Source organism: Buttiauxella sp. A111, from assembly GCF_014189855.1.
GTDB lineage: Bacteria > Pseudomonadota > Gammaproteobacteria > Enterobacterales > Enterobacteriaceae > Buttiauxella > Buttiauxella selenatireducens.
Genome location: NZ_BJFN01000001.1, coordinates 520280 through 534330 on the forward strand (window position 1 = coordinate 520280; position 14051 = coordinate 534330).

Genomic DNA, 14051 nt, shown 5'->3' on the forward strand with positions numbered 1-14051 from the left:
TTGTTAAAACAATAATGCGAACTACTTTAATGTAGTGTATCTCTACTCCTTCAGATTCCCATATATAGCGCCTGCACTTTCATAGCATTAATGCTGTATTTTGATCCTTTATCGCTAACAATAAAATCCTCACCTAACCCCACTCGTGAAAGATTAGATTTAAGGTCTTTTAAAGTTGCCCACAATATCTGACTGGAGGATTTCAGATCTCTGTTATCCCAGACGTTTTTTAAGATATCGTCTCGCTTAACCGGATGGCTAATCCCATTAGCCAGTAAATATGCCAGCAACATCATTTGCAGATCCTTAATGGAAATGACGCTGACATTAAGAACATAGGGTTTGCGATCTTCTTCTATGTCGAGCTTTATAATTCTCCGGTTATGTATATCAATTTGAATATTGTCGTTGATCAAGAATCCAAAAGTCGTCCTGAACATAATTTTGCCCTGATTTGATTGAGCTTCGTTTTAAAGCAATCGTGCAATTACTCGTATTTTATATAAACACCATGAATCAGTAATCCAATGAACCCGCGAGATGGATGATGTTTAAATAGTGTTAAATATAGATGTTAGTATCTATGATATGCACATCGACAGACGTTAACTCTGCCAAATTAAAAATATCAGGATTTTTTATCAGAGACGCCTAAGCCACAGACTCAACGGATAATCTTGTTTTTTGTATACTGGCAGTGACAAATGCTGATTAGTACGAAACCATCATGATTTATCTATAAAAAAAGAGAGTCCAAAAACGGATAGTTTATACGTACATTCTGAAATGTTATTGACGACTTATTTAAATTAGCGACCTGGTGCCCTGAAAGTTAAAATCATGTTAATGGAAACAACAGGACCTCTTCAACATTTCGGAACAAGGTCATTGAACCACAATTTTATTCATCGCAAAAATGAATGAACAGAATTGCACTCATGTAAAAATTCGCTGAACTATACTCTGGCTTAAGTCTCCACAATAAAAGCCACCCTTGACACGCGATGGACACGAAAAAATTTGATTATAATTTAATACGTTATCTGGTCATTATCGTTGAAACTCGCAGTATGGCTAACGCGGCAGAGCGATTGGATGTCGCACCGTCAGCAATAAGCTATGCGGTAAAAAAAATGCGTGACCACTATCAAGATCCACTGTTCACTCGCACTCTCAATGGTGTGATTCCCACTGCATTGGCGATGAATCTTTACAACAAATTCAAGGCCATTGATGCAGATATCACCAGCGCCCTTAACCTAACATCAGTGTCTCAGAACAGTAAGCGATGCATCTATATCCGCTGCGACCCCATTACAGAACTATGGCTAACCGAGAAGCTTCTTAAAGAGCATATAATTCCCGACGAGTGCAGGGTCGAATTCCGATATATCTCGATGGAGGGCGAACAGCGCGCCGCTAAACTGCGCACTAAAGAAATTGATATTGATATTGGCCTACCGATTCAGGGTGACATGCGCATCGTGGCACGCCCTCTGTTCGATCTGGACTTCACGCTAATATGCCGAAACGACCACAAAACAGTCGGTGACAGCATCACCAGGGAGCAATTTGCAAAGGAGAAATATATTGCGTTTGGTTCTCCTTTCTATAGTACTCATTTGCGAACGGATACGGCTGACGCCATTGCATTAAGAGAAACCGCCCCTGTAATCGTGAGCGATTCACATTTCAATATCGTTTTGGCGACTCTTCTCGGGGATTTATTACTCATATTCCCTTCCCGCTATGTGCAAATTTTGAAAAAAACCATCGCAATTCGAGAAGTGAAATGTGATTTTCTGAATCACGGAAATGTGAAGTACCTGGCGCATATCCAAAAACAAAATGTTGGGGATCAACTGATTGAAAAAATCATTAGGTTATGTCAGTAAGGAGACTAATTTTGCCATATTGGCAAGAATCAAAACGAAGAAAACGCTGTGTCCAAACCAGAACACAGCGCCCACAACTAAAACCCTAAACTATCCAGCAAATCATCAACCTGATCCTGGCTTGCCACCACACCCGCAGCGCTGGCGTTCATTTGTGGGCCATTGAGCAGACTGTCAGCAGGACGTTTTGCCCGAGCATCCAGTTCAGGCATGTTCTCCATCAACACCATCAATAACTGGCGTTCAATTTCCTGGATAACATCCATCATTCGCTTGATAACCTGCCCGGTTAAATCCTGGAAATCTTGCGCCATCATGATTTCCAGAAGCTGGGCATTGGTGAAACTGGTATGCGACGGCACGGCAGAAAGATAATTACGCGTATCGGTCACCAGTTCACGTGCATCACCCAACTCAATAGGGTTTTCAAACCAGGCGTCCCAGCGGCCATTTAACGCTTTGGCATCACTTTCCAGTTTGTTCTGGTGAGGCTGAGCCAGCTCCACACAGTTCAGTGCGCGTTCGGCAGCTTGCGCGGTCATTTGCACCACGTAGTCCAGACGGTCGCGGGCATCAGGAATGGCTTCTGCCGCTTCAGCAATCGCCTGATCAAGGCCCAACTCGCGCAAGCTGTCACGCAGCATACGCGTCAGGCTACCAATCCGAACGATAATATCGCCGGTTGAGTTTAACTCTGACGCGGGATTTGTAGATGAGTGCATGTGCCTCTCCTTACATACCGAGCTTTTCGAAGATTTTGTTCAACTTCTCTTCCAGAGTGGCTGCGGTGAAGGGTTTCACCACGTAGCCACTCGCCCCGGCTTGCGCTGCAGCAATAATGTTCTCTTTCTTTGCCTCAGCCGTCACCATCAGCACCGGCATTGCCGCCATTGCGCCATCGGCACGAATGGTTTTCAGCAATTCCAGGCCATCCATGTTCGGCATGTTCCAGTCAGAAATCACGAAGCCAAAGCCGCCGCCATTCAGTTTATTCAACGCATCGACACCGTCTTCTGCTTCTTCTACGTTATTGAAACCCAGCTCTTTTAGCAGGTTACGTACGATACGACGCATGGTAGAAAAATCGTCCACCACCAGAAATTTAAGTTCTTTATCTGCCATTTATTGGGTTCCTTCAGTTAAATACGTATTGCCTGTCCGGCACTAATCTTCACCAGCATCTGCTGGCTAATCTGGCTTAAATCGACCACTTCGCTGACGCCACCACTGTTAATAGCTTCACGCGGCATGCCGAACACCACACAACTTGCTTCGTTTTGGGCGATTGTCCATGCCCCGGCTTTATGCATTGCCAGCATCCCAGCGGCACCGTCATTCCCCATTCCGGTGAGGATCACGCCCACGGCATTTCGCCCGGCGAATTTCGCAACAGAATGGAACAGCACATCCACGGCCGGACGATGCCGGTTCACAGGCGGGCCATCATGAATCTTGATTTGGTAGTTCGCCCCACTGCGAGCAAGCTCCATATGTTTATCGCCCGGGGCAATGTACGCATGCCCAGGCAAAACGCGTTCGCCGTCTTCAGCTTCTTTCACGGCGATTTGGCACAGCTTATTGAGCCTGTCGGCAAACGAGCGCGTAAAACCAGGCGGCATGTGCTGGGTAATTAACACCGCAGGGCTGGTCAGCGGCAGCGGCTGGAGCACATGGCGAATCGCCTCGGTGCCACCGGTTGACGCACCAATAGCTATCAGCTTTTCTGAGCTCAACAACGGCCCGGCTTTCAGTGCGGTGGGGGCGGCAACCGGGGCGCGAGCCGCCAGTTTAGCTTTTGCCGCAGTCCGTACTTTCTCAGCAATGGTTTCGCTGTACGCCAACATCCCTTCACGGATACCCAACTGCGGCTTGGTGACAAAATCAATCGCCCCCAACTCCAGCGCCCGTAACGTGACTTCCGAGCCTTTGCCGGTCAGCGATGACACCATCACCACCGGCATTGGACGTAAGCGCATCAGTTTTTCGAGGAAGTCCAACCCGTCCATGCGCGGCATTTCGACATCTAACGTCAACACGTCGGGATTAAATTTCTTAATCAAATCCCGCGCTACCAGCGGGTCTGGCGCGGTCGCCACCATTTCCATGTCATCGTGGCTGTTCACTATTTCTGTCATGATTTGGCGCATCAGGGCAGAATCATCGACACAAAGCACGGTTATTTTTGTCATGCTCTTTCCTTACTCAGTCCGTATACCGTTTGCCCTCGCAGCAAAAATTCACGGCTGAGATTACTGAAATTCTCCGAATGCCCGGCAAACAGCAATCCGCCCGGTTTAAGCAGCGGTACAAAGCGCTGCAAAATTTGCTGCTGTGTCGTTTTGTCAAAATAAATCATCACATTACGACAAAAAATGGCGTCAAACGGCCCTGGAATTGGCGCTTGCTTATCCAGAAGATTTATCGGCGCAAATTCCATGTGACTGACCAGGTCGCTGCGTACGCGCACCAGTCCTTCATGTGGCCCGGTGCCGCGCATGAAATAGCGCTGCATCTGGAGCGGTGCCAGCGTTTTCAGCTCATCCTGGCGATAAACCCCACTTTGGGCTTTCTCCAGTACCTGAGTGTCAATATCACTGGCAAAAACTTTCCAGCGACCCGGTGCCATGCCGACAACATCAGCGAGGGTAATCGCGATGGAATACGGTTCTTCGCCCGTGGACGCCGCCGCACTCCAAACCCGGTATTCGCCGCTCCGTTTACGCGCATGTTCTGCGAGGATCGGGAAGTGGTGACCCTCGCGAAAAAACGCGGTCAGGTTGGTGGTCAGGGAATTAATGAACGCCTGCCATTCGGCATTACTGCCGTTGGCTTCCAGCATGCTCAAATAGTGCCCGAAATCCTCCAACCCCAACGTGCGCAAACGGCGCACAAGGCGGTTGTAAACCATGTCGCGTTTATGATCGGCCAGCACGATACCTGCACGCTGGTAAATCAACTGGCATATCCGACGAAAGTGCGTGTCGGACAGCGGTAGACGCTGTGTCATCTGTAACAGTAATGACGATTGTCCGGTGGACAGTGGTGATGTCATAGCGCCTTCTTACTCACAATCAGGAGGTGGCAAGCACCCCAGTGGCCTGTAAATCTCTGTTGATGCTCTCTGTAGCAACATCATCCAGATTAAACACCGAAACGACACCGCTCAGGTGTTCGGCCTGGTTTGCCAGCGCATCGGTAGCTGCTGCCGCTTCTTCTACCAGTGCGGCGTTTTGTTGTGTGACCTGATCCATCTGGCTGACTGCCTGCGCCACCTGTTCGATACCGCGACGTTGTTCGTCAGAGGCAGAGGCAATTTCGCCCATAATATCGTTCACCTGCGTGACTGAACGGACGATCTCCGCCATTGTTGAGGCGGCGGTATCCACCAGTTGCGAGCCCTGCTGTACGCGGTTAACCGACTCTTCGATCAATACTTTGATCTCTTTTGCCGCCTGCGCACTGCGGCTTGCCAGGTTGCGCACTTCGCCTGCGACGACGGCAAATCCGCGCCCCTGCTCACCCGCTCGTGCCGCTTCAACGGCGGCGTTCAGCGCGAGGATGTTGGTCTGGAAAGCAATGCCATCAATCACGCTGGTGATATCGCCAATTTTCTTCGAGCTGCCTGCGATGTCGTGCATAGTGCGAGCGACATTTGCTGCCTGCTGGCCGCCTTGCTGGGCAGTGTCCGCCGCCGTGCGGGAAAGTTGTGCCGCCTGGCGTGCATTGTCAGCGTTCTGGCTGACTGTCGCGGTCAGTTGCTCCATGCTGGCGGCGGTTTCTGCCAGCGATGCGGCCTGCTGTTCGGTACGTGAAGACAGGTCATTGTTGCCTGCGGCAATTTCTGCGATACCGGTATGCATCGCGCTGCTGCCCTGACGCACTTGCAAGACGGTCTCTTTCAACGCGAGCTGCATGTTTTTCAGGCTGAGGAAAATCTCGGAGATTTCGTTTCGCCCAAATACATGTATAGGGCGCGCCAAATCCCCTGCTGCAATATGCTCAAAATGGTTGCGCACAATGTTCAACGGTTGCACCAGCATTTTGCGTGACCAGACGATGGAGCCAATCAGCATCAGAATCGCAATCACCGTCACAACGGCAAAAATAATTGCCGAGGTCTGATAGTTCAGTTTGCTGTCCGCACTCGATGCCGCCACGGTGTCATTAATGCTTTGCTGCCAGGCGTTAAAGTAGGCGTCAAAAATATCCTGTGACTTCTGGGTCGGCGCGCTGAGGAAATCAGACAGCTGATTGCTTTCAAGCCAGGTGGCCTGATGCTGCAAGTCATCCCGCCAGGCGGCGTAACTTTGTTTCGTCGACGCCACCATATCTTCACCCTCTTTATTTAAAGGTGGGATCTCCAAAAACTGGTTAAACAGCATGTCAGCCTGTTTCAGGCTGCTACGGGTATTCGCCATCAGGCGTTTAATATCTTCCTGCGGGTAACTCAATGCTGTCAGCGTACCGGCACGGCTTAAAGCGGTACTGGCTTGCAACAATGCTGCACGGCTTTGCGTTAAGGTGTCGCGCTGCTGGTTTCCGACTTCAACCATTTTTAAATTCTGAAAGTCATCCCTGAATGCCCAAAAGGAGAGTCCATTACTCCCAATCTGCAATACGCCGCAGACGATCAAGATTAACAACAGCGTGGTCGAAATTCGGATACGGTTGAACATCAATTCCCCTCAGTTAGCACGTCTGACAGCCATTAATGATGCTTAGAAAGTTTCCCAATTATCGTCATGCCCACTGACTGCCGGCTTGCTGGTCTTGCGTACCGGAGCCGTTGACGTCGAGGCAATAACAGGAGGTGTAGCCGCAGGTTCAGCCTGTAAATGGAAGGCAGCAACCAGTTGGTTGAGCATGCTGGCTTGTTCTTCAAGGGCGGCGGCCGCAGACGCGGACTCCTCCACTAAAGAGGCGTTTTGTTGTGTCACGCGGTCCATTTCAGAAACCGCCAACGCAACTTGATCGATACCGCGACTTTGTTCATCAGAGGCGGATGCTATTTCGCCCATGATGTCTGTCACACGCGTGACCGCATTGACGATGTCGCTCATGGTTTCCCCGGCGCTTTCCACCAATACCGAGCCGGTATCTACGCGGGAGACAGAGTCTTCAATCAGTAATTTGATCTCTTTGGCCGCCTGCGCGCTGCGTTGTGCAAGATTGCGTACTTCGCCTGCGACTACCGCGAATCCGCGTCCCTGCTCACCCGCCCTTGCTGCTTCAACGGCGGCGTTCAGCGCCAGGATGTTGGTCTGGAAGGCGATACCGTCAATCACGCCGGTAATGTCAGCAATTTTTTTCGAAGAGCCCGCAATGTCGTGCATGGTTTTCACCACACCATCCACCACTTTTCCGCCGCGCTGAGCGGTTTCGGAGGCGCTTAATGCAAGTTGCGAAGCCTGACGGGCGTTTTCAGCATTTTGTTTCACCGTCGCGGTAAGTTGTTCCATGCTGGCTGCGGTTTCTTCAAGAGAGGCAGCCTGCTGCTCGGTACGGGAAGAGAGGTCGTTATTTCCAGCAGCGATTTCAGTGGCACCGCTATAAATCGCGTCAGATCCATCACGCACGCTGCCGACAGTAATAATCAACTCTTGCTGCATATGGCGAACGCTTGCGGTCAGTTCGCTGATTTCATTACGCCCGGTGGAAATGATGTTTTCGGTCAGGTTGCCATTGGCAATTTCACGAATATGGCCGATAACCACCGATAGTGGCTGCAGCAGGATGCGGCGCATGCCAAGCCAGACCAGCACAATGACCGTGAACAGTGCTAACGCCAGTGCGGCAATTTGCCATTTGGCAAAGTTATAATCATGGGTGCTGGCGATAAACGACTGCTCGTACATGCGGTCATTCATGGCAATGTAGTTGCCATATTCGGTCTGGAGGGTGTTTTGCAGGCTTTGTGTGGACTGCGCAAAATAGGCATCCATGTTGCCGCTTTCCAGATAACCCACCAGTTCGCTCAATGCCTGGTTGTAGTTCTGGTAGTCGTCATCAATGCCTTTCACCAGGGATTCAAGTTCTGGATTAATTGCAGGGATTTTTTTGAAGGCTTCGTAATGGGTATGTGCTTGCGCCAGGGTTTTCTTGGCGTTATTTAATAGCTCGGTTTTTGCCGCACTTTGACCATTGCTGGCATCCATCATCATACGGGCAGCGGAGCGGCTCAGGTTAATGCGCGTTTGCAGCATCAATTCCCAGGCATTCGCCAGTTCGGATTGCTGAACGCGTAACTCTCTGGAGACTTTAAAACTGTCGTTATTTTGTTTGAGTGAGTTAAAAAACATTCCGCCAGAGATGAGTTGGAGGAGCGCGAACACCACCAGCACCATCATTAGCATGGTGACAACGCGAATACGGTTCAACATATAACACCCTTTTAATGATTTCTTATCGGTGTTATCGGCGTGAGGAAAAGGAACTTTAACGGAAATTGCAGGCGCAACGGGTGGATGGCGCTTCGTTTACTCCCCTCACCCTAACCCTCTCCCTCAGGGAGAGGGGACTAGATCGAGTTCTTCCTCTCCCTCAAGAAGACAGGACAGGATCGGATCCTCCCTCTCCCTCAGGGAGAGGGCCGGGGTGAGAGCGGTTAAACCTAAAAGGCTACATCCACCACCAGCGTATCGGTATAACTCCCGGCGGGGGGTGTCGTTTGCGTCGTCAGCACCTTTGCCACGTAGTTGTAGTTACGCAGTAAACCATCGCTACTCAAGCCAGATGATACAGAACTGGCCCAGCGTTCTGCGCCGAGACTGCCCCAGCGGTCAGTCCCATTGGATTTATAAATTTCATAACTCATATAGTTATTGCCACTTTTCATCCGGCGTACATTGCCAGAGACATTTGCGCCATTGCTCACACCCACGGTGTAAGTGCTGCCTTTGGTACAAGTAACAGCAATGCTTTGCGAGACGCTTTTAAAGTTTTGCACCAGCGGTGCGCTATCGAAGTTGACCGCCGGGGCGGTTATCGTGCTGCAATCGTTGGAGACCGTCAGTGATACGGTGGTGCCAGGCGAGCCGCTGCCGGTCTGGTAAGCCAGACAAACCGCGACGCCGAGATTGCACACATTCCAGTCAATACGGAAATTTAGCGCCACGCTGTAGGGCCCCGCGCTGACGTTTTGTCCGGCCACGGTGCGCAAGTAAATCGGCAAGGTATAGCGCTGGCTGGTCAGTAAACTCAGCAGTGTACTGCCACTCCAGGTGTAACTTCCCCCGACCTGAACTTCACTGCTCCCCGCACATCCAGACTGGACGCATACCACCACCGGGACGTTATCGGGATTACTGGTATCGTCGGTGCGCCTGAGCAAACCGCGCGCTCCCGTTACCGCAGGCGTTGCCCCAAGATAAGTGAGTTTTATCGAGTCGGCGGTGAGCAAACTCAGCACTTTGTCGCAATCGACGGAAATTGATGCGGTGGTGTTTTGCACAGTAGAACCCACCACAAACGAGCTTTGGCTGCCAAACGAACCATTTACACCACTCTAGCGGCAGTCAGCCTGGGCAGGCATCATGATTTGCAGCAGCACGATAGCCAGCCCCCCCCCTAAACCGCGCCCGATAATCATGCGCCGTCCCGACAAATCAGCGGGCCGTAGGTTTTCAGCTTACGATCGGGATTTTTATCCAGGGTTAATTGGGTGCTGCAACGCTTACCATCCGGCAGCGTCACGGTCAGTGGATTCACATCACTGAGGTTTTCGAGGTAAACAATTCCGTCATAACCCACCGGTGAAGGGGGTTGCAAAGCGCGATACACCTGGCTTGATACAGGTAAATCGTTGCCGTTGCTGTCTTGTAAAATGACGCTGGCGGCGCGCTGCTGCTCCATCGGGAAATTGAGAAAATACCCGCTGTGACGGCGTAAGGCCACACGGCGTTCAGTCTCTTTAATCCGCGTATCCGCGGGCAGATTCAGTGTATTGATACTGTAGTTAGCCGGATAATAAGACGAAACACCGCTTATCAGCAGATAGCCGTCATCGTCAGTAGTACCGGCTGGCTGGTTTTCAAAATTCACCGTCACATCGCGATAACCGTCGGTGCTGACCACCATAAATGCATCGTTAATCCGGTTGGCCGCCAGCAGAGTGTTATCCATCATCACCAACGAGCCGGACATTTCGCCCCACTGGGTAAGATTATCGCGTTGCCCGTAAACACCGCCCTGCAACTCCACTTTGTTGTTGCGCCAGCCAAGCGTGGCCTGCTGGTAATCGTCAGCGTCGCTCTGATGTGCGTATGCCAGATTCCAGCTAAAACCGCCGTTGCTTGGCATCGCATGGTTGTAATTGATCCGCTGCGTACTGCCCGCATCAGGGGTGCTTTCGACACTGAATGCGGCACTGTTTTCCGTGCCAAACGGCACTTGTAATGACAGTGCCAGACTCCAGCCGTTTTGTGCGGGATCGTGACTGGCCGCGAGATAAAAGCTGCTGTTTCCCCACAGATTTTTGCTCCATGACAGATTCAGCAGTTGGGTTTTTTCATTATCGAAACTGCGGATGTCAATCCACGCCGCCCCGAGGTTGCCATAGCTTCCGAGATTAAAAGAGAGTGAGTATTGGTCGGTGCTGCGGCTAAGGCTGGCTATCGGTTGGTTGTTTTCGTCATACATGTCCGGTGAGTCATAGAGCGCGAGGTTGCCAAACCCCCGATCGCGGTGGCTGTGTTGAGTACCGATGTTGAACCATTCGGTGTTGTATTGATAACCCCAGTTCATCTGCTGCCCGCTCTGTCCGCGCATTTCACTGCGCGAATACGCCCCGTTCACCACCCCAAAACGACCCAGTTTCACCAGCGTTCCGATGCCACCCAACACTAGCGATTGTGCGCCTTCTGCGTGGCTTTCCAGTGTCCAGTTATCGTTCACCCCGTAACGATAAGAACCGCTGACTGCCGCAGGGCCATAGGAAAAGTTGTTGATACCATAGTCACGCCGTAAGCTGCCGAGCGTGAACGCTCCGTCGCTTAAGCCCGGTTTTAGCAGTTGGCTTGCAACATAAAACGGCAGCGTGGTGGAAACCTGGCGACCCAACGCATCGGTGGTGACCAGCACGGCATCGCCAGAACCATTGATGTAAGGCAGATTGGTCAGGGTAAAAGGGCCAGGTTGCAGTTGCGTACTGCCGCTGCGATAGCCATTGATAAACACATCAACGGTGGAAGGCACCGCCGCTTCACCGGAAAATGCCGGTAGCGGATAGGTAATTAAGTCCGGGCGCAACGAGAAATCACGGCCAATTGAAATCCCGCCCATACGCACGCTGTTACTCCAGCTTAATGCGTCACTCACCACATCCCCTGCTGACCAGCTAATGATCTCATCTTCATCGGTCCCGGTTAAGGTGGTGTCATAACGCAGATAGCCTTCGGTGCCTCCGGCATCGTAGCCGGAGAAATCCTGACGCCAGGTTCCGGTTGAAGAAAGACTGAGATTGCCGCTAAATACCCGCAACTCATGCCAAACCGAGGCCTGAGCGCCGCTGTTTTGAGTATGGTTGGCATAGACGTCGTAATTGAGCAGCGCCCCGCTACCGCTTAACGGCTTGAAGCTGGCTTCCTGTTTGCCAAGAGTGATGGCCTGGCTGGGCAGCCAATCGTTGGGAACCTCCATTAGCAGACGCTGCCCGGCGCTGTCGTACTGCGTTTTCACGCCGTTGAGTGCTGAGACATTCACCTCGTCATGGCTAAATTTATCCCCCGGCAATCCGGCGCGCTGCAAATCCGCGCGGCTGACAAAAAATTGCCCGCTGCGTTGAGTGACCGGCACCACCACCCCGCTATCCCACTGGTTGAACACCAGAGATAAATGGAACGGTGCCGATGGGTTCAGCGATTCCGCATCCGGCGGCGGGGGCAATACGTCATCTTGCTGCGCGGCATGGCTGCACAGCGGCAAAGAGAAGATCAGCATAGCCACGGGTAATCGACTCAATTGACCGGAGAGGATTGCCATTGCCCAGAACGAGTATTGATCGTGGCTGACAGGTGGTCAGGCTGGGTGAATGACGCTGGCAGTGGCCATTCACGTTGGCTACCCGATAACACATAGCCCATCAGCCCGTCGGTCAATGCACGCTTTTGGCTCCCCTGGCGTAATGTCACCTGACTCAGGCGCGCATGAACATTGCCGCGATTAGTGACCTGCAAAGCAGGCTGGCCATTTTCATTCACCACACGCCACGACAGTTTCTCCGATTCGGCATTCGCGTGGTTGCTGGCGGTTTTATGGATTTCCATACCCGCGCCATACGAAAACAGGGGAATGGAGTAGCGCATCTGCAACTTGAGCCCCATTTGCGGATTGCCGCTTTCCACAGGCGGGGGAATTTCATCCACCACAATGCGGTATGCCAGTTCTTGTCCCGCTGGCACCACATTTTGTTTGATCAGGCGGATAAGTTGTTTGCCACCCCCTTCAATGCGCACAATCGGCGGGCTGGCGACCACATCCTGCTGCGATTGATACTTTTCATGTCCTTGTTGTTGCTGCCAGCCGACTACCCGCACCTGCATGGTGGTGGCAGTGTCGCTTTGGTTTTGGATCCACAATTCTGCGGCTTTGGCATCGGCATCAAGATAGGGGTCTATCGGCCAAATCAGAATGTTTCCTGCCGCCAGCACCTGCGCGCTGACCGACAAACCTGCGGCGAGTAACAGTGTACGCGAGCGCCATTGCATCATTGTTTGCTCCCTTTTTTACCATGACAACGTCACAGTGAGTTGGTCGGTATAAGCCCCTGCCGGACTGAATCCGGTTAATTGCGCCGCGCCAAAAATGGGCAACGAAATACTGTTACTGTTGCTGTAGGTAATCGCCACCGCTTGATTAACCAGAATTTCGGTATTGGCGGTGAGCGCGCCGCTGGTATAAAGGCGGTACGGCACTTTTTCACTGCTTCCGGTGCGGAGCATATTGCGTACTGAGGTGTAATTTTTGCCGCCATCGATGGACATACTCAACGCCACACCTGGCGTACAAGCCAGTGCCAGCGAGGTGTTGGGTATGAATGCGTTACTGGTGATGCCGCTTTCCACACCGCTGTGCGTACCAAAATTCAGGCTACCAAAATTGCTCCCGCTGCCGCTGGCGACCGAACATCCCGGCGTGATGGTCGCGCCGACCTGAAAGGACTGCTGAGTGACCGCGCCCACCGGGAGTGCACCCATCAATCCCCACAAGCAGAGCTGAATTTTATGCAAAGCGCGGCCCTCAGCAGGTGTGCTACCTGCCGTAAAATCAGACAAGAGTCAGTTTGTTAGTAGGTTACGCTGACATTAATAATGTCCGTGTACGTCCCAGGTTTCACCGTCACGCTATCTCCCCCGCCCTGAATACGCCCGTAAACAATGTAATTGTCGACGCCATCAGTGGTGGAAGCTTTCGGGATCGCGGTGTTGTTGGTGATGACATTATTGAATGCGCTGTCGCTATAGATGCTGTACGCCACACCTTGTGTCGCGTCAGAGGTATTGACCAGATAGCGGGCGGGCGTTCCGGGGGTGCCGACGGTCGTTCCCGGCGCGCCGTTGGTGCTGCCCGTCACCTGCACTGTGTAAGTAGAACCGGTGGTACATTGAATGCCGAAGCTGTTACCGCCAGCGGCACCCGCTAACTCCGTAGTCAGCGTTGAGAAGGTTGCCGGATGCTCACCAAAATCCAGGGTACCAAAGTTGATGCCATTCTGAGCAGGTGAGCCGTTGATCAGGCAGCCATTGGTCAGCGTCAGTGTCGCATTAATGGTCCCGTTACTGGACACCGCCTGCGCTTCGGTTATGCCGCAAAGCAAACCACTTCCACAAAGCAATAAGAGTGCATGTGCTTTCATAGTTAAGCCTCATGTTGTTTGCACATCCGATCCCCTTCAACGGCCAGGGTGCTGAATCCACTAACTTATTGAAATTTAGATTAGGTATTCAGAAATGACCAGAAACCTCACAACGAATCAGCCTAATGGACTATTGCAAAATATTTAACTTCATAATCAATGTATTAACAGAAAATCCGTAGGAACACCCTCCTGTTTTTGCGGAAATATTAATATTATTTTCGTGATTGTAGTCACGTTGTTACATAAGACCTGCTGAATTAACAAATGCGACAAAAAGTAAAAAAAAGTTGTATCCGAACTCA

13 protein-coding genes and 1 pseudogene are annotated in these 14051 nt (G+C 51.5%); 1 reads left to right on the plus strand and 13 read right to left on the minus strand.

What is annotated here, in order from left to right; genetic code table 11:
* Window positions 1–50: 50 nt before the first annotated feature.
* Window positions 51–440 carry a hypothetical protein gene (locus BSPA111_RS02335; RefSeq protein WP_183269599.1) on the minus strand — a complete coding sequence of 130 codons (390 nt, stop codon included), beginning with the start codon at window positions 438–440 and terminating at the stop codon, window positions 51–53.
* Window positions 441–1004: 564 nt separating this feature from the next.
* Here BSPA111_RS02335 and BSPA111_RS02340 point away from each other — a divergent pair.
* The gene (locus BSPA111_RS02340; protein ID WP_183269600.1) at window positions 1005–1895 is read left to right on the plus strand and encodes a LysR family transcriptional regulator; all 891 of its coding nucleotides are present in this window, start codon (window positions 1005–1007) and stop codon (window positions 1893–1895) included.
* Between the two features lie 77 nt (window positions 1896–1972).
* Here BSPA111_RS02340 and cheZ read toward each other — a convergent pair whose 3' ends face one another.
* From cheZ to BSPA111_RS02395, 12 genes and pseudogenes are all read right to left on the minus strand, one after another.
* Complete coding sequence (cheZ, locus tag BSPA111_RS02345) at window positions 1973–2617, minus strand: protein phosphatase CheZ (protein ID WP_183269601.1); 645 nt, start codon at window positions 2615–2617, stop codon at window positions 1973–1975.
* A 10-nt stretch (window positions 2618–2627) separates the two neighbouring features.
* Window positions 2628–3017 (minus strand): chemotaxis response regulator CheY, encoded by a 390-nt coding sequence (cheY, locus tag BSPA111_RS02350; RefSeq protein WP_064545825.1) that lies wholly within the window; start codon window positions 3015–3017, stop codon window positions 2628–2630.
* Between the two features lie 17 nt (window positions 3018–3034).
* On the minus strand, window positions 3035–4084 hold the full coding sequence (locus tag BSPA111_RS02355) for a chemotaxis response regulator protein-glutamate methylesterase (protein ID WP_183269602.1): 1050 nt from the start codon (window positions 4082–4084) through the stop codon (window positions 3035–3037).
* Entirely contained in the window at window positions 4081–4947 is an 867-nt protein-coding gene (gene cheR, locus BSPA111_RS02360; RefSeq protein WP_183269603.1) for a protein-glutamate O-methyltransferase CheR, read from the minus strand. The genes BSPA111_RS02355 and cheR overlap by 4 nt, the downstream gene beginning before the upstream one ends.
* 19 nt (window positions 4948–4966) lie before the next feature.
* Window positions 4967–6571: a methyl-accepting chemotaxis protein gene (locus tag BSPA111_RS02365; protein ID WP_183269604.1), complete on the minus strand. Its 1605-nt coding sequence runs from the start codon at window positions 6569–6571 to the stop codon at window positions 4967–4969.
* A gap of 42 nt (window positions 6572–6613) precedes the next feature.
* A complete protein-coding gene (gene tar, locus BSPA111_RS02370; protein ID WP_183269605.1) occupies window positions 6614–8275 on the minus strand; it encodes a methyl-accepting chemotaxis protein II in 1662 nt (553 codons plus the stop codon).
* Window positions 8276–8505: 230 nt separating this feature from the next.
* A complete protein-coding gene (locus BSPA111_RS22600; RefSeq protein WP_308738506.1) occupies window positions 8506–9045 on the minus strand; it encodes a spore coat U domain-containing protein in 540 nt (179 codons plus the stop codon).
* A pseudogene (locus BSPA111_RS22605) lies at window positions 9022–9378 on the minus strand (fimbrial protein); the annotation flags it as partial. The pseudogene BSPA111_RS22605 and the gene BSPA111_RS22600, both read right to left, overlap by 24 nt.
* Before the next feature lie 101 nt (window positions 9379–9479).
* Window positions 9480–11873: a fimbria/pilus outer membrane usher protein gene (locus tag BSPA111_RS02380; protein ID WP_183269607.1), complete on the minus strand. Its 2394-nt coding sequence runs from the start codon at window positions 11871–11873 to the stop codon at window positions 9480–9482.
* The gene (locus tag BSPA111_RS02385) at window positions 11849–12598 is read right to left on the minus strand and encodes a molecular chaperone (protein ID WP_183270269.1); all 750 of its coding nucleotides are present in this window, start codon (window positions 12596–12598) and stop codon (window positions 11849–11851) included. Before BSPA111_RS02385 ends, BSPA111_RS02380 begins: the two co-directional genes overlap by 25 nt.
* 18 nt (window positions 12599–12616) lie before the next feature.
* Window positions 12617–13111: a spore coat U domain-containing protein gene (locus BSPA111_RS02390; protein ID WP_373925622.1), complete on the minus strand. Its 495-nt coding sequence runs from the start codon at window positions 13109–13111 to the stop codon at window positions 12617–12619.
* Window positions 13112–13176: 65 nt separating this feature from the next.
* A complete protein-coding gene (locus tag BSPA111_RS02395) occupies window positions 13177–13746 on the minus strand; it encodes a spore coat protein U domain-containing protein (RefSeq protein WP_183269608.1) in 570 nt (189 codons plus the stop codon).
* Window positions 13747–14051: the final 305 nt, after the last annotated feature.